The following is a 15,190-nucleotide window of genomic DNA, read 5'->3' on the forward strand; positions in this document are numbered from 1 at the left end:
ATGTCATAAAACGGGGGCTGAAAAACATATGCCAGTCGTTGACCCTGCATGCTCAGCATTATTACAAAACTAGTCCAACCCCGATTGTCCTACCAGAGGAAATCGCTCTGTTCTATGGGCACCAACCTATCAGCCCCCTGAGGATTTTGACCTGGTAGGAGGGCGATTTATCGCGCGAGGGGTTTGCCTGAAATGGCCACCAACCCAAGGCTCGCCCGACAAGTCGGCCTCCTACCTCATTACCCGCCCCCGCGGATTTTGACCTGGTAGGAGGGCGATTTATCGCGCGAGGGTTTGCCTGAAATGGGCACCAACCAAGGGCTCGCCCGGCAAGCCGGCCTCCTACCTGATTACCCGCCCCCTGAGGATCTTGACCTGGTAGAAGCCCGGCTCTGGGTTGCTAGGAGGGCGGCTCTATTGGGTTTCTGCCAGGCTTCTTATTTGACTGATCGAGTCACGCTCGGCCTTGGGAGCGGCCTCCAGTAATCGCCGAGACCAGAGCAAGGTGGATTCGGTATCACCGGTGGCATGCGCCGCGCGGGCGGCGCCTTCGAGCGTGTTATAGCGTTGCAGCCAGGTGCGATTCGAATTCTCGTAACTAGCCAGTGCCTCGGCCGGGCGATCAAGGGAAAGCAGTAAATCGCCAAGCGCTTCGTAGGGCGGGTACAGGGCACCCGGGGTAACCGGATGCTTCTCAGCGGTGGCTTCAAGTTCCCCGGCGGAACGCATCAGCTCGATGGCACGCTCGTGCTCACCTTCGGCGTTTGCGATCCAGCCGGCAAGAATTCGCCGATCCACTTCAAGGTAGGTAGAGAAGCGCTGATCGGCGGCCGACTTGGCATTTTCCATCAGTGCCGCCAGCCGCTGTTCGGCCTCGCGAGCGGCGTCCAGGTCATCGCTATGGACGGCACCTAGTCCGCGTGCAAACCAGCTCAGCCCATCCGGCCAGGGAAACATATCCCAATCAATATAGTCTGGTGTGCGGGGCGGAATGGCCGCTGCCGCTTCCCAATTGCGTGTCTCGACAGCCAGTCTTGCCGGTATTGAAGCCAGATGGTAGGCCCCGGGGAAGTTGGCCTGGTGCGGTCCGTTTGCCTGAGCCGTTTCCCAAACTTTGTGTGCGTCACTGTCCTCGCCGCGTTGGAGGTGGCCATAAACCAGATAGTCGAGGGCGTGAATGTAGTGAAACGACGTTGCGCCACCCTCCTTGTGATTCACCGCAACCTCAGCGGAGCGGCGGTTCCAATCAATCACTTTGGGCCAGTCGCCAAGCCGGACATAAATGTGGGATGGCATATGCAGGGCATGGGGCACGTCTGGAGCAATCTCACCGTAAGACTCGACGATCTCTGGCGCATTTCCCCCGCGTCCATCGGCATCGGTGGCATGAATAGTGTAATGAACGGCCCCAGGATGGGTGGGGTCGGTTTCCCAGGCAGTGCGCAGAACCTGCTCTGCCTCGTTGTGCAGCGCCTTGCGGTCGTCGGCGGATTGCGCCAGTGTCAGGCGCGAAAGTGCGTAAAGCGTGGCAACGTCGAGATCCTCAGGGTAGGCCTGATAAGCAGAAGCCATACCCTCGCTCCAGCCTGCCAGGCGCTCCTGGACGCGGCCGGTCTCTGGCTCGAAGAAGGCTGCGGTCGCCTCAATCAGCAATCGTTCACGCTCGTGCTCGACGCTTTCGCGAGCGTTCTGGATGGCCCGACGGCCTTGGGCTATATCATCCGCACTTGGGGTCGTGCCCCATAGCGGTTGAAACAGGGAAGTGGCTATGCCCCAGTGCGCCATCGCGCAGTCGGGATCAGCCTGGATAATCGCCTCAAATTCGGCCCTGGCCTGGGTGTACATCATGTGATGCATCATTCCCAGGGCGTGATCGACATCAGGGCGCACAGCGTCAGCACAGTGAGCCTTGAAATTGACGGTACCGACGGTATTTTCGGCGCTCGCCGTGGGCTCATCAGTCACGTCCTGGTGCGCTAAAGCAGGAAGGGCAATGCCCAGGGCGGCGGCAAGTATTGCAAAGCGGAAAGCCGTGTTCATGACAAACCTCCTCAAGCCATATTGCTGGTGAAGCCGGCATGTCATAAAACGGGGGCTGAAAAACATATGCCAGTCGTTGACCCTGCATGCTCAGCATTATTACAAAACTAGTCCAACCCCGATTGTCCTACCAGAGGAAATCGCTCTGTTCTATGGGCACCAACCTATCAGCCCCCTGAGGATTTTGACCTGGTAGGAGGGCGATTTATCGCGCGAGGGGTTTGCCTGAAATGGCCACCAACCCAAGGCTCGCCCGACAAGTCGGCCTCCTACCTCATTACCCGCCCCCGCGGATTTTGACCTGGTAGGAGGGCGATTTATCGCGCGAGGGTTTGCCTGAAATGGGCACCAACCTATCAGCCCCCTGAGGATCTTGACCTGGTAGGAGGGCGATTTATCGCGCGAGGGGTTTGCCTGAAAAGAGCACCAACCAACCACCCCCCGCGGATTTTGACTTGGTAGGAGGGCGATTCATCGCGCGAGGGGTTTGCCTGTAAAGGGCACCAACCAACCCGCCCTCTGAGGATTTTGACCTGGTAGGAGGGCGATTTATCGTGCGAGGGTTTGCCTGAAATGGGCAACCAACCAACCCGCCCTCTGAGGATCTTGACCTGGTGGGAGGGCGATTCATCGCGCGAGGGGTTTGCCTGCAAAAGGCAACAACCCAAGAGCTCGCCCGACAAGTCGGCCTCCTATTTCCAATCAGGTGAACTACTGGACCGGCCAGGAGGGCCGCCAGTTCGAGCGCGAATTCGCGCAGTTTGCCGCAAGCGACCATGCGATTGCCGTTTCCAACGGCACCACGGCGCTGGATCTGGCGCTGAAGGGGCTGGGTATCGGCGAAGGCGATGGTCGGGGGCGCGATGAGGTGATCGTCACCGCGCGCACTTTTCTGGCCTCGGTCTCCAGTATCGTCACCGCCGGTGCGGTGCCGGTATTTGCCGATGTGGATCGCGACTCCCAGAACATCACCGCGGCTACGGTGGCACAGAAGATCACCCCCAACACCCGCGCAATCATCGCCGTGCATCTGGCCGGCTGGCCCTGCGAGATAGACGGCCTGATGGCGCTGGCCGAACAGCACGGTCTTTGCGTGATCGAGGATTGCGCCCAGGCCCACGGCGCCCGCTACCGCGGGCGTAGCGTGGGCAGCATCGGCCACGTGGGCTGCTGGTCGTTCTGCCAGGACAAGATCATGTCCACCGGCGGCGAAGGCGGCATGGTCACCACCAATGATGAGGCGCTGTGGCGGCGCATGTGGGCCTACAAGGACCACGGCAAGAGCTGGGCGGCGGTCTACGAGCGTGAGCATCCGCCGGGCTTCCGCTGGCTGCATGAAAGCTTCGGCACTAACTGGCGACTGACGGAAATGCAGTCCGCCATCGGGCGCATCCAGCTTGCGCGCATGCCCGACTGGAAGGCCGCACGCCAGGCCAATGCCCAGCGTATCTGGCAGGCCGCCGGCGAATGCCCGGGGTTGCGGGTACCGATGATTCCTGCGCATATCGAGCACGCCGCCTACAAATGCTATGTATTTGTGAAGCCTGAACAGCTGGCAGAAGGCTGGAGCCGCGACCGCATCATGGGCGAGATTGCTGCCCAAGGGGTACCGTGCTTCTCCGGCTCTTGTTCGGAGGTGTATCTCGAGAAGGCCTTCGATGGCTACTCTGATGACAATTCCGGCAGCCCCGGCTGGCGCCCCGAGCAGCCGCTTCCCGTGGCCCGGGAGCTGGGCGGAACCAGCCTGATGTTTCTTTGCCATCCCACCTTGACCGAGGCAGAGATCGACAAGACGTGCGACGTTCTCAAGCGCGTCATGACAGCAGCCGCAATGCGCTCAGAACAGACACCGCAAAAAGAAACATGCTTATCGCGCTAATGGGGGTGCCTGCTTTTCAGGGGCATCCCACTCTTGCTTCTTCATGGAAGAGAAGTCTCCTCCTATGCTCATGACATTACTCAAACCGCTGTTTCGGCTGCCGCGGCGGCAAAAGCGCATGCTGCAGCTGGCGGCGGATAGTCTGCTGATCACCGTCAGCTTCCTGTTGGCGATGCTGCTGCGACTGGACAGTTGGGACTTCGTGACTGAGCCGAGAGTATGGTGGGTGCTGCCGGTGATGATTCCGGTGAGCCTGCTGATCTTCATCCGCCTGGGCTTCTACCGGGCGGTGATCCGCTACATGAGCATGAAGGCGGTGAGGTCCGTGGCGGTCGGGGTCGGGGTGTCAGCACTGATTTTAATGCTGGTCAACTATCTCTTCCAGCTGCCGGTGCCGCGTTCGGTACCGTTCATCTACGCCATGCTGGCATTGCTGACCATCGGCGGGGTACGCTTTGCGTTGCGCGGGCTCTACCTGCGTAACCAGCTGCGTTACAAGACGCGGGTGGTGGTCTATGGGGCCGGTTCGGCGGGACGCCAACTGGTGCAGTCGCTGCGCCATGGCACCGAGTACGACCCGGTGGGTTTCGTGGACGAGGCACCGCACCTGGAGGCGGCCTTCATCCAGGGGCTGAAGGTATATTCGCCCGGCGAGGTCAAACGCCTGATCAAGGACTACGGGGTCAAGAAGGTGCTGTTGGCCATTCCCAGCGCGCCGCGGGCGCGGCGCCGCGAGATCCTGGAGCGCCTGGAGCCGCTGGAAGTGCCGGTGCAGACCATCCCGGGTATGGCCGACGTTGTCTCCGGCCGGGCGCAGATCAACGATTTGCGCGATGTCTCGGTGGAAGACCTGCTGGGCCGTGATCCGGTGCCGCCGGACGCCTCGCTGATGGGTGCTAATATCACCGGCAAGGTGGTGATGGTGACCGGCGCCGGGGGCTCTATCGGCAGCGAGCTGTGCCGCCAGATCCTGCGCCAGCACCCGGCGCAACTGCTGTTGCTGGAGCTTTCCGAGTTCAGCCTCTATCGCATCGAGCAGGAGCTTGGGCAGATCGCCCGCGAAGAGGGCATCGACTGCCCGGTGAAGGCGCTGCTGGGTTCCGTGCAGTATCGCCACCGGGTGCAGAAGATCATGACGGCCTTTTGCGTGCAGACGGTCTACCACGCCGCGGCCTACAAGCATGTGCCGATGGTGGAGCACAATGTGGTGGAGGGGCTGCGTAACAACGTGATGGGCACCATGGAAACGGCCTGGGCGGCGGTGGAGGCCGGCGTGGAGAACTTCGTGCTGGTGTCCACCGACAAGGCGGTGCGGCCCACTAACGTGATGGGGGCCAGCAAGCGCCTGGCCGAGCTGGTGTGCCAGGGGCTGGCCAAGGCCCAGGCGGGCACGCGCTTCAGCATGGTGCGCTTCGGCAACGTGCTGGGCTCCAGTGGTTCGGTGGTGCCACTATTTCGCCGTCAGATTGCCGCCGGCGGCCCGGTCACGGTGACAGACCCTGAGATCACCCGCTACTTCATGACCATCCCCGAGGCCGCCCAGCTGGTGATCCAGGCAGGCGCCATGGCGCGTGGCGGCGATGTGTTCGTGCTCGACATGGGCGAGCCGGTAAAGATCGCCGAGCTGGCCGGCCACCTGATCCGGCTTTCCGGGCTCGAGCCGAGCTACCCGGGCACCGACGACGCCGATCTCAGCAGCGGTGATATCGAGATCCGCTACACCGGCCTGCGCCCCGGCGAGAAGCTCTACGAGGAACTGCTGATCGGCGAGCGCGTGGCGGCCACCCGCCATCCGCGGATCATGACCGCCAGCGAGATCGCGCTGTGCTGGGAAGAGGTGGAGGAGCTGCTGGAGAGCCTGTTCGATGCCTGCCGGTCCTTCGACGCTCCGCGAATTCGCGAGCTTCTTGAACAGGCACCGCTGGGCTATCAGCCGCAGAGCGAACCGGTCGACCTGATATGGGCACAGCAGATCCCGACACAGGCCTCGCAAGGCGATAAGATAACAGCGCTGCACCCCCAACCTGCCTCAACATGTTGAAGTCATCGTTGTTGAGCGTGGGCACCTCCCCACCAATATCGCACGGGTGAAGCCAGCTCCTACGGGGTGGTGGCAGTGGGGGTAGTGGGAGCTCGACTTGTCGGGCGAGCCTTTGGAGGTTGCGTGCATCAGTGGGACGCCAGTTCGTTGAAGAATGCCGGATTATCCTGGAGGGTCGCCAATACCTTGGCCGCCAAGCCGGTGGGATTGCGGCGCTTGGTTTCCCAGCTTTTGATCGTGTCGACGCTGGTTCCCATCGCATTGGCAAACTCGGTCTGAGACACCTGTAGCTTCGCCCGAATGGCCTTCACATCGGCTACCTCGTGCCGCGTGACACGGCTGGCCTGGGCCTTGTCCTGTTTGATGTCGACAGCTTCCTGCAGCGATGTGTGGAGTTCGTCAAAAATGCTCATTGGGAAGCCTCCCCTTTTAACTGGTGGGTCAGGGTTTTCAGTGTAGCCTTTTCGGCAGACGTCAAACTGTCTTTTGCGCTTTTGGGATAGGCCAGTATCAGATAAATGATGTCGGCGGTGGCCAGAAAGTAGATGACCCGAGCGCCGCCCTGTTTTCCTTGATGCCCCAATGCCATGCGGATCTTGCGCAGTCCACCTGTGCCTTGAATCAAATCACCTCTCTCTGGTTGAGCGATGAGGTCACGCTGGAGTTCCTTCAGCTCCTCATCCGTCGCCATGGCCTGGATCTGCCGGGTAAAGGTCGGTGTTTCAATAAATTCAATGGCATGACTCACGTCAGGCGTATCCTTCGGCCAGTGCATAAAATATGTGTACATAGTACATTATGCAGTAACGTACGTCGATAAGGCCAAGTGTCCACCTTCCGAGTGCTGATAGGCATTCATTTTGGATTGTTGACGCAGCAACAAGCGTTGACTGCTCTGCACAAGAGGAAGCAACGGGGCAGGTCAATCCATCATGTCTACCCGTCAACCCCACCCGGCTGATACAAAGTGGGAGGCCGCGGTTTACCGGGCGAGTTCTTGGTGTTTACCCCAGGCGCCTGCGGCGCCAATCGCCGGCTGAAGCCAGCTCCTACGGCGTGGTGGCAGTGGGAGCTCGACTTGTCGGGCGATGGGGTTGTTTCTGCTGTTCAAAATGGAAATACCCACGGCGTCAGAACCAGCACTGCTGTCGAATAGGTCAGGCTGACTGGCAGGCCGATGCCCTGGTGATTGTGACGGATTGGCAAAGCTTCAAGGCACCCGACTTCGACCTGATCCAGAAGAAGCTCAGCCAGCCCACCATTTTCGACGGGCGCAATATGTATGACCCCAAGCGCATGGCGCGCAAAGGCTTTACCTATTACTCTGTGGGGCGCCAAGCGGCATTTCTAGACCCAGCCTAGGGGAAGCATTGAACACTTATTCCTTCATTAAAACTCTCGCCGCCCAGATGCTGATGCCCTTGCCGCTGTGTTTGGGCCTGTTGGTGGTGGGCTTGTTGTTGCGCAATCGCTGGCGGCGCCTGGGAAATGGCTGCGCGCTTTTGGCGCTGCTGCTGTTGGTGTTGTTCAGCTGGGCACCGGTGGCCGATCGCCTCTTGGCACCGTTTGAATCCGCCTACCCGCCACTGCATAGCTGGCCGCAAGGGGAAACGGTAGACGCCGTGATGGTGCTGGGCGGCGGTTACCAGCCGCATCAGCCTTGGGTGGTTACCGGGCAGTTGAGTGACAGTTCCGCCAATCGGCTGTTGGAAGGCTTGAGGCTGTGGCACTTGAACCCTGACGCCCGTCTTATAGTGAGCGGCTCCAGTGGCGATGAGGACGTGGTACCCATGGCCCAGGCCTATGCCAACATTGCTCAGGATATGCAGGTACCGGCCAGTCAGTTGCATGTGCTGGATACGCCCACCGATACCGGTCAAGAGGCGCGCGCCGCCGCTCAATTACTGGGCGAGGGCAGTTCGCTGCTGTTGGTCACCTCTGCCTCGCACATGCCGCGCTCCATGCAGCATTTTCGCCAGGCAGGCTTAACCCCGATCGCCGCGCCGACGCATTATCTCGCCCTGCGCGAATCCGTCAGCTCCCTGGGTTACTGGGTGCCCGCCGCCAGCCATCTGCGCAAAAGCGAACGTGCCATCTACGAGGCGCTAGGCCTGTTGGCGGTACGCTGGGAGTAGCCGAAGATACCGACCCCAACCCCAACCCCAACCCCTCGCGCGATGAATCGCCCTCCCACCAATAAACCCCACCCGGCTGCTACAGGGTGGGAGGCCGGTTTACCGGGCGAGCCCTTGGTTGTTGCCCTTTGCAGCCAACCCCTCGCGCGATGAATCGCCCTCCTACCCCACAGATTCAACCAAGCCAAGTCGGCGCCCTGATGAATAAGCTGGGCTGAAAGCTGTTGCAGTTTAGTAGTCTAAAAACTACAATCCAGTCATGCTTGATATCAAACAGACAGATACCTACCGAAAATGGGAGCGCAAACTCCGTGATCAGCGCGCCAAGGCACTGATTGCCGCGCGTGTTTTCCGTCTGGCTAACGGCCTATCCGGGGACGTCAAGCCTGTTGGACAGGGAGTCAGCGAGCTTCGTATCCATCACGGCCCAGGGTATCGGGTATATTTTAAGCAGCGTGGAAGCGAAATCGTCATTCTTCTGTGCGGTGGCGACAAAAGTACGCAGCAAAGTGACATCGAAACAGCACAGCGTCTTGCGGCAGAATGGGAGGCGTTATGAGCGATAAGATCTATGATTACGACCCGGCAGCGGCCCTTGAAAGTGAAGAAGCAATTGCCGTGTTTCTCGCCGATGCACTGGAAACCGGTGATTCAGCCTACGTGGCCAAGGCGATGGGCGTCGTTGCACGCGCCAAGGGCATGACGGAGCTTGCCCGTGAGACGGGCCTTTCTCGTGAGCAACTTTACCGCTCATTCAGCGAGCAGGGGAACCCCACATTGAAAACCATGCTCGCCGTGACGCGGGCGCTTGGTGTCGACTTGACGGCTCGTCCTCACGAACCCGCTGCTTAAGTTTGGATTACTACCCAGGTGAGGGTGGTGTTGCCCCAGGCGCCTGCGGCGCCAATCGCCGGCTGAAGCCAGCTCCTACGCAAGCAACCCCTCGCGCGATGAATCGCCCTCCCACCCGATAATCAACCTCCCATAGTCAGCCAAGCCGGTGGCGGGTGCCATCCAGGCGCAGGGAGGTATTGACCCGCTAGACGCGCCGCTAGTCAAAGCCACCGTGCAAGCGGTAAATGGGAGCCTTTCGCTCGTGATGGCGATGGTGGGGTTTGCTATGTTGGCCTGCTTGAGGAGAAAGATCATGAGTGAGCAAGATATCCGCTGGCAACAACGGTTTGCCAACTTCAAAAATGCACACGCGCAGCTTGCTAGTGCATTGGCGTTGATGGAACAGCGCTCGCTCAGTGACCTGGAAAAGCAAGGCCTCATTCAGGCATTCAAATTCACCTACGAGCTTGCCTGGAACCTGCTGCGCGATTATCTCATTTGGCAGGGGGCGGCCACCATCGCTGGGTCAAGGGACGCGATTCGTGAGGCGTTCAAGCGTGAGCTGATCAGTGATGGCCATGCCTGGATGGCGATGCTGCAAGATAGAAATCGCACTGTGCACACCTACAACGAAGCCACCGCCAACGAAATTCTGGCGCATCTTAGTCAGCGTTATGCCGCCCTGTTTCGCGAGCTCAGGGAGACGTTCGCTGAATTGAACAGTGAGCAGGCCCAGCAGCTCGGGGAGCCTTGATCATGGCGGCACGGTTTGGTTTGTCACAAGACGATATCGAGAAGCTGTGCGGGGTGTTTGAACGCTATCCCCAGATTCAGCAGGTGGTTGTTTATGGCTCGCGTGCCAAGGGGAACTATCGACCCGGCTCCGATATCGATCTCACCATCATGGGGCATCTGGACTGGCTGACGTTCAATCAGCTGGAAATTGACCTCGACGACCTGCTATTGCCCTACCAGATCGACCTCTCGTTGCACGAGCACATCGACAATGCCGAGTTGAAAGCCCATATCGAGCGTGTAGGGCAGGTGCTGTATTCCTCCGCATCAGGTACGAAATAATAGGGCTGCCGCCGGCAGGAGCCCGACTTGTCGGGCGAACCTTGGATGTTTACCCCAGGCGCCTGCGGCGCCAATCGCCGGCTGAAGCCAGCTCCTACGCAAGCAACCCAAGAACCCTCGCCCATCGGGCGGGAAGTGTCAGAAGCGTGCTATCCTGATCTGACAATTTTTACCGTCGCCAGCTGGAGGTGTGCGATGTATGCGATAGAGTTTGAAGCCGATATCCGAGATGGCGTGGTCAAGATTCCAGATGAATACAAACTGCTGAAAAACGGACATGCCAGAATTGTCGTTTTGTATGACTCATTTGAAGAGAATGAAGTTACCGAGGAGCAGGTGGAAATCGATTTTTCTCGGGTTAAGGCGCCTTCTTTAGCTCACCGGGAGGGGGTAGAGTATCAAAGGAGCCTGAGGGATGAGTGGTAGCTACCTGCTGGACACCAATGTCTTCATCAACGCGATCCGGCATGGGGTTAGGTTGCCTTTGGCGAGCTACTCTTATTCGGTCATCACGGAGCTTGAGCTCTTGTCCTTTCCCGGGTTGCCTTCTGAAGAAGAGGCGTCTATCCGGTCCATACTGAGAAGTATGACGAGAATAGAACTGGGCGATGATATCAAAGATGAAGTTATCCGGGTGCGACGCGGCACTCGGATGAAACTGCCGGATAGCATCATTTCTGCTTCTGCGATTGTTACTTCTGCAACATTGGTAATGGATGATGCCAAGATGGTTTCCCAACATGCTGGGGATGTTGTTTCACTCGACGCGTTGGTAAATCGGTGAAAAAAGACGCCTTGCCCGTGTCTATCTACTTACTTTAAGCCTTTCCAAAAACCATCTGCAAGAAACCCCTCGCGCGATAAATCGCCCTTCCACCAATCAACCCCACCCGGCTGATACAGGGTGGGAGGCCGGTTTACCGGGCGAGTCCTTGGTGTTTACCCCAGGCGCCTGCGGCGCCATCGCCGGCTGAAGCCAGCTCCTACGGGGTTGTGGCAGAGGGTTTGGTAGGAGCCTGACTTGTCGGGCGAGCCCTTGGTGTTTACCCCAGGCGCCTGCGGCGCCAATCGCCGGCTGAAGCCAGCTCCTACGCAAGAAACCCCTCGCGCGATGAATCGCCCTCCCACCCGATAATCAACCTCCCATAGTCAGCCAAGCCGGTGGCGGGTGCCTTGCCGAATGATTTCAATGACCTCCTAGCCCAGATGCGCAAGAAGTGGGAGAAAGTCCGGAAAAAGCTCTCTGGCCATGTTTCGGGATTGTTCATTGAGTTGAATCCGCCTGGTGAGCTAGCCCCGGGTCAGCGCTATAGCGTCAACCTGTTGGCCTTGGTGCCGGTGGCGCACAAGGATTCGCTGAGAGAAGTGCAAGCGGATGTTCAGCGCCTGGAGGATTTGATGAAGGAACTTGGCATGGAGGTCAATGCAGCGGCGAAGGCCGAGGATGACATTTCCTACGCGGTGGTACGCCGTATGACCAAAATGCGCGGCATGCCCCGTACTTTTAGTGCGGGGAAGGATAGCGCGGGCGCCGAAGGCGCCCTATAATACTGGGTGGAATAACAGTTCAAGGTGCTCATGCAACGCCTCCAAGCCTTCAAATACGAGCTGATGCCCAACGGCGAACAGGTGCGCAAAATGCGCCAGTTCGCCGGCATGGCGCGGTTCGTGTTCAACCGAGGACTGGCGTTGCAGAAAGAACGTTACGAGGCGGGAGAAAAGAAACTGGGCTACGCCGCCTTGTGCAAAAAGCTCACCGACTGGCGCAACAGTGCCGAGACACCCTGGCTCAAGGACGGCCCGACCCATCCGCTCCAGCAGTCGCTGAAAGACCTTGAGCGCGCCTACACCAACTTCTTTGCCAAGCGGGCCGACTTCCCACGCTTCAAGAAGAAAGGCCAACGCGACAGCTTCCGCTACCCCGACCCAAAGCAGATCCGGCTCGACCAGGGTAATGGCAGGCTATTTCTGCCCAAGCTGGGCTGGCTGCGCTTCCGCCAGAGCCGCGAGGTGCTGGGCGCGGTGAAGAACGTCACCGTCAGCCAGTCGGGCGGACGCTGGTTCATATCGATCCAGACCGAACGCGAGGTGGAAGTACCGGCGCCCTCGGGCGGCGCGGTCGGCATCGACATGGGCGTGGCGAGATTCGCCACGCTCTCGGATGGAAGCTATCTCGCTCCGCTCAACAGCTTCAAGACGCACCAGGTGGCCCTGCACAAGGCGCAGCGCGCCCTGAGCCGCAAGACAAAATTCAGCAATAACGGGAAGAAAGCCAAGGCCCGCATCCAACGAATACAGGCTCGCATTGCCAACGCCCGCCGCGATTACTTGCACAAGGCTTCCGCCACGATCAGCCAAAACCACGCGCTTGTGGTGCTCGAAGACTTGCAGGTAGGCAACATGTCACGGTCGGCAAAGGGCAGTGTTGAGCAGCCGGGGCGCAACATCCGCGCCAAGTCGGGGCTCAATCGCGCCATTCTCGACCAGGGCTGGTTCGAGTTCCGGCGCCAGCTCGACTACAAACTGGCTTGGCGCGGGGCGCATCTGGTGGTGGTGCCGCCGCGCAACACCAGCCGCACGTGTACCGAGTGCGGGCATGTGGCCGCGGAGAACCGGGGCAGCCAAGCTCGCTTCGCCTGTGTCGAGTGTGGCTTTAAGGCCAATGCCGATCTTGTCGGCGCGATCAATGTGCTAAGGGCAGGGCATGCCCGGTTAGCCTGTGAAGTGAGCGGTGCAGTAAGGCCGCCAGCAGCAGGAACCCACCGAAGCGACTCAGGAAAGCCGTAGGCTGAGCCTGAGCGCCGTAGGAATCCTCTTCCTTTCCGCCCCAGGCGGCAGCTTCCTAAGAAGCTGAGGGAGAGGAGGATGTCAAGTCTATTTCACGCTCAGCGTGCCAGGCGTCGTAGGCCGCCTGGAGGCGCAGCCATAGGCCGGGGCCGTTACCGAATAACTTGCCGAGGCGTGCAGCCATTTCTGGCGATACTGGCTTGCGCGTGGCCAGGATAGCGTGCAAATGCTGGCGTGAGATGCCTAACATTTGCGCAATGGCTTTCTTGCTGTAATTCATATCCTCTAGCATGTCTTCGATCACCTCGCCGGGGTGCGGCGGGCAGCGGTTGGGGTTTTGCTTTGCGGTAATAGACATAGTGATTCCACCCTCTCAGTGGTATTGCTCGTCAATGGTATTGTTCGAAATCAACTTGGTAAACGTTACCGTCCTCAAACTCAAAAGTGAGGCACTTATTTGACTTGGCAGGAGGCCGACTTGTCGGGCGAGCCCTTGATGTTTACCCCAGGCGCCTGCGGCGCCAATCGCCGGCTGAAGCCAGCTCCTACGCAAGAAACCCCTCGCGCGATGAATCGCCCTCCCACCCGATAATCAACCCCCTAGTCAGCCAGGCCGGTGGCGGGTGCCCATGCTACACACCTGAAAAGCACGCTTTGCCAGATCAATGCCAATCGCCGTATGCTTATCGACAATCAAGTTTACTTTTTGTGTATGATTACCTTAAAAGTAAACCATAGGGTGCCATCATGCTGGGTCAACGCATTCATCAGGCGCGCCTCGCCACTGGTCTGACGCTTGAGGCGTTGGGCCAGCAGCTTGGTGTTTCCAAGGCAGCGGTTCAGAAGTACGAGAAGGGGACGGTGACCCCCGACTCTTCGAAACTGCTCAAGATCGCCAAGGCGTGCGGGGTACGCACAGAGTATTTCTTCCGCAAGCAGACGGTACAGCTGACCAACGTCGAGTTTCGCAAGAACCATGCCTTTGGCGTGAAGCGGGCAGAAGCTGTCCAGATCCGTGTGGCGGAAATGGTCGAGAAGCGCATCGCGCTGCTGAATGCCTTTCCCGATTCGCCTATCGCACGATTCTCGGTGCCTGGCTGTGTGCCCGAGCAGATTGTCGAGAAAGAGGCGATCGAGGCGGTCGCAGATGGCGTGCGCCATGCATGGGAGCTGGGCCTGAACCCGATTGGTGATCTGACCGATACCCTCGAAACACTCGGGTTACTGATTCTTACGGTCGACGTGGAGCATAAGGCGTTTTCTGGCATGACGGCCACGGCAGTGGCGGCAGACGGTCAGCAGTATCCGGTCATTGCGGTGTCATCCTACTGGCCTGGCGATCGTCAGCGCTTTACGCTTGCCCATGAGCTGGCCCATGCGCTGTTTGTCGGGCGCGTCGTGGACGCTGTTAGCGAAGAGCAGGCCTGTGACCGCTTTGCCGGCGCGTTTCTGGCGCCTCAAGAGGCGGTTATCCAGGAACTCGGTGAGCAGCGCAATCGTCTAGAGCCGCGTGAGCTTTATCGCTTGAAGCACGAATACGGCCTTTCCATGCGGGGGTGGGTGATTCGTGCCTTGCAGTGCGGTGTTATCCAATACGCTGTTTACCAGTCGCTGATGAAGCTGTTTTCCTCCCGGGGATGGAACCGAAACGAGCCTGGTGACCCACTGGTGACGGAGTCTCCGCAGTTATTTGAACAGCTGGTGTATCGCGCCTTGGCAGAGCAGCTAATCTCGGAGGCCAAAGCCGCTGAGTTACTCGGCATCCCGCGGATGCAGTTCTATCGTGAACGCTGGATGGAGCCGCTGGATGCTGCTGTTAATCAGTGATGCCAATATCATTATCGACCTGGAGGCTGGCGAGATACTGGCTACGCTTTTCAAACTCCCGTATCAGTTCGCGATGCCGGATATCCTCTACGAAGAGGAAATAGAGGAAGGCAGCCCAGACCTGATAAATATGGGCCTCAAGACATTGGTGGTCAGCGGCGAATATGTGAATTACGCAGAAAGGCTTGGTGAGCAATACGGCGATGAGCCGGGCTTCAACGACCGGCTCGCTTTGGCATTGGCCAAGCAGGAGTCTTGCCCGCTTTTGACCGGTGATGGCAACCTTCGCATGCTGGCTGCCAAAGAGGAGGCTGAAGCCAGCTCCTACGCGGTGGTGGCAGTGGGGTGGTAGGAGCCTGACTTGTCGGGCGAGTTCTTGGTGTTTACCCCAGGCGCCTGCGGCGCCAATCGCCGGCTGAAGCCAGCTCCTACGGGTGGCAGTGGGTTTGGTAGGAGCCTGATTTATCGGGCGAACCCTTGATGGTTGCCCTTTGCAGCCAACCCCTCGCGCGATAAATCGCCCTCCTACCAGTCAACCCCACCCGGCTGACGCCAGCGCCTACGGGGTTG

The 15,190-nt window shown here is 59.3% G+C and carries 18 protein-coding genes; 14 read left to right on the forward strand and 4 right to left on the reverse strand.

The features are described from left to right. Nucleotides 1-414: 414 nt before the first annotated feature. On the reverse strand, nt 415-2,040 hold the full coding sequence (locus LG290_RS07385) for a tetratricopeptide repeat protein (protein ID WP_499836840.1): 1,626 nt from the start codon (nt 2,038-2,040) through the stop codon (nt 415-417). Nucleotides 2,041-2,683: 643 nt separating this feature from the next. Between LG290_RS07385 and LG290_RS07390 the strand changes: the two genes are divergently transcribed. Beyond that, nucleotides 2,684-3,919 carry a DegT/DnrJ/EryC1/StrS family aminotransferase gene (locus LG290_RS07390; RefSeq protein ID WP_499836841.1) on the forward strand — a complete coding sequence of 412 codons (1,236 nt, stop codon included), beginning with the start codon at nt 2,684-2,686 and terminating at the stop codon, nt 3,917-3,919. Nucleotides 3,920-3,983: 64 nt separating this feature from the next. Further along, nucleotides 3,984-5,960, forward strand: a complete 1,977-nt coding sequence (locus tag LG290_RS07395; RefSeq protein WP_499836842.1) for a polysaccharide biosynthesis protein — start codon at nt 3,984-3,986, stop codon at nt 5,958-5,960. A gap of 128 nt (nt 5,961-6,088) precedes the next feature. On the opposite strand, the gene nadS is transcribed toward LG290_RS07395, so the two are convergent. Continuing rightward, a complete protein-coding gene (gene nadS / locus LG290_RS07400) occupies nt 6,089-6,373 on the reverse strand; it encodes a NadS family protein (protein ID WP_160418870.1) in 285 nt (94 codons plus the stop codon). Then, on the reverse strand, nt 6,370-6,708 hold the full coding sequence (locus tag LG290_RS07405) for a type II toxin-antitoxin system RelE/ParE family toxin (protein ID WP_499836843.1): 339 nt from the start codon (nt 6,706-6,708) through the stop codon (nt 6,370-6,372). The genes nadS and LG290_RS07405 overlap by 4 nt, the downstream gene beginning before the upstream one ends. 437 nt (nt 6,709-7,145) lie before the next feature. On the opposite strand from LG290_RS07405, the gene LG290_RS07410 reads away from it, so the two are divergent. The 10 genes from LG290_RS07410 to LG290_RS07455 all read left to right on the forward strand — a co-directional run bounded on the left by LG290_RS07410 (nt 7,146) and on the right by LG290_RS07455 (nt 12,793). Beyond that, nucleotides 7,146-7,322, forward strand: coding sequence for a hypothetical protein (locus LG290_RS07410; protein ID WP_499836844.1), 177 nt, complete (start codon nt 7,146-7,148; stop codon nt 7,320-7,322). 8 nt (nt 7,323-7,330) lie between these two features. Beyond that, on the forward strand, nt 7,331-8,095 hold the full coding sequence (gene elyC, locus LG290_RS07415) for an envelope biogenesis factor ElyC (protein ID WP_499836845.1): 765 nt from the start codon (nt 7,331-7,333) through the stop codon (nt 8,093-8,095). 259 nt (nt 8,096-8,354) lie between these two features. Continuing rightward, nucleotides 8,355-8,654, forward strand: coding sequence for a type II toxin-antitoxin system RelE/ParE family toxin (locus LG290_RS07420; protein WP_160418866.1), 300 nt, complete (start codon nt 8,355-8,357; stop codon nt 8,652-8,654). Continuing rightward, on the forward strand, nt 8,651-8,947 hold the full coding sequence (locus LG290_RS07425) for an addiction module antidote protein (protein ID WP_499836846.1): 297 nt from the start codon (nt 8,651-8,653) through the stop codon (nt 8,945-8,947). Before LG290_RS07420 ends, LG290_RS07425 begins: the two co-directional genes overlap by 4 nt. Nucleotides 8,948-9,242: 295 nt before the next feature. Continuing rightward, a complete protein-coding gene (locus tag LG290_RS07430) occupies nt 9,243-9,683 on the forward strand; it encodes a nucleotidyltransferase substrate binding protein (RefSeq protein WP_499836847.1) in 441 nt (146 codons plus the stop codon). A gap of 2 nt (nt 9,684-9,685) precedes the next feature. After that, on the forward strand, nt 9,686-10,006 hold the full coding sequence (locus tag LG290_RS07435; protein WP_160418869.1) for a nucleotidyltransferase domain-containing protein: 321 nt from the start codon (nt 9,686-9,688) through the stop codon (nt 10,004-10,006). A 27-nt stretch (nt 10,007-10,033) separates the two neighbouring features. After that, complete coding sequence (locus LG290_RS07440; RefSeq protein ID WP_499836848.1) at nt 10,034-10,432, forward strand: hypothetical protein; 399 nt, start codon at nt 10,034-10,036, stop codon at nt 10,430-10,432. Next, nucleotides 10,422-10,790, forward strand: a complete 369-nt coding sequence (locus LG290_RS07445) for a type II toxin-antitoxin system VapC family toxin (protein ID WP_499836849.1) — start codon at nt 10,422-10,424, stop codon at nt 10,788-10,790. The genes LG290_RS07440 and LG290_RS07445 overlap by 11 nt, the downstream gene beginning before the upstream one ends. Before the next feature lie 389 nt (nt 10,791-11,179). Beyond that, nucleotides 11,180-11,554: a hypothetical protein gene (locus LG290_RS07450; protein ID WP_499836850.1), complete on the forward strand. Its 375-nt coding sequence runs from the start codon at nt 11,180-11,182 to the stop codon at nt 11,552-11,554. A gap of 30 nt (nt 11,555-11,584) precedes the next feature. After that, a complete protein-coding gene (locus tag LG290_RS07455; protein WP_499836851.1) occupies nt 11,585-12,793 on the forward strand; it encodes an RNA-guided endonuclease InsQ/TnpB family protein in 1,209 nt (402 codons plus the stop codon). Nucleotides 12,794-12,848: 55 nt separating this feature from the next. On the opposite strand, the gene LG290_RS07460 is transcribed toward LG290_RS07455, so the two are convergent. After that, nucleotides 12,849-13,151 carry a HigA family addiction module antitoxin gene (locus LG290_RS07460; protein WP_160418865.1) on the reverse strand — a complete coding sequence of 101 codons (303 nt, stop codon included), beginning with the start codon at nt 13,149-13,151 and terminating at the stop codon, nt 12,849-12,851. Between the two features lie 389 nt (nt 13,152-13,540). Between LG290_RS07460 and LG290_RS07465 the strand changes: the two genes are divergently transcribed. Together LG290_RS07465 and LG290_RS07470 are read left to right on the forward strand one after the other, a co-directional pair. Further along, complete coding sequence (locus LG290_RS07465) at nt 13,541-14,620, forward strand: helix-turn-helix domain-containing protein (protein WP_499836852.1); 1,080 nt, start codon at nt 13,541-13,543, stop codon at nt 14,618-14,620. Further along, complete coding sequence (locus LG290_RS07470) at nt 14,601-14,972, forward strand: PIN domain-containing protein (RefSeq protein ID WP_499836853.1); 372 nt, start codon at nt 14,601-14,603, stop codon at nt 14,970-14,972. Before LG290_RS07465 ends, LG290_RS07470 begins: the two co-directional genes overlap by 20 nt. Nucleotides 14,973-15,190 lie beyond the last annotated feature (218 nt).

This window comes from Halomonas sediminis (genome assembly GCF_044871105.1).
GTDB classification, from domain to species: domain Bacteria; phylum Pseudomonadota; class Gammaproteobacteria; order Pseudomonadales; family Halomonadaceae; genus Vreelandella; species Vreelandella zhuhanensis.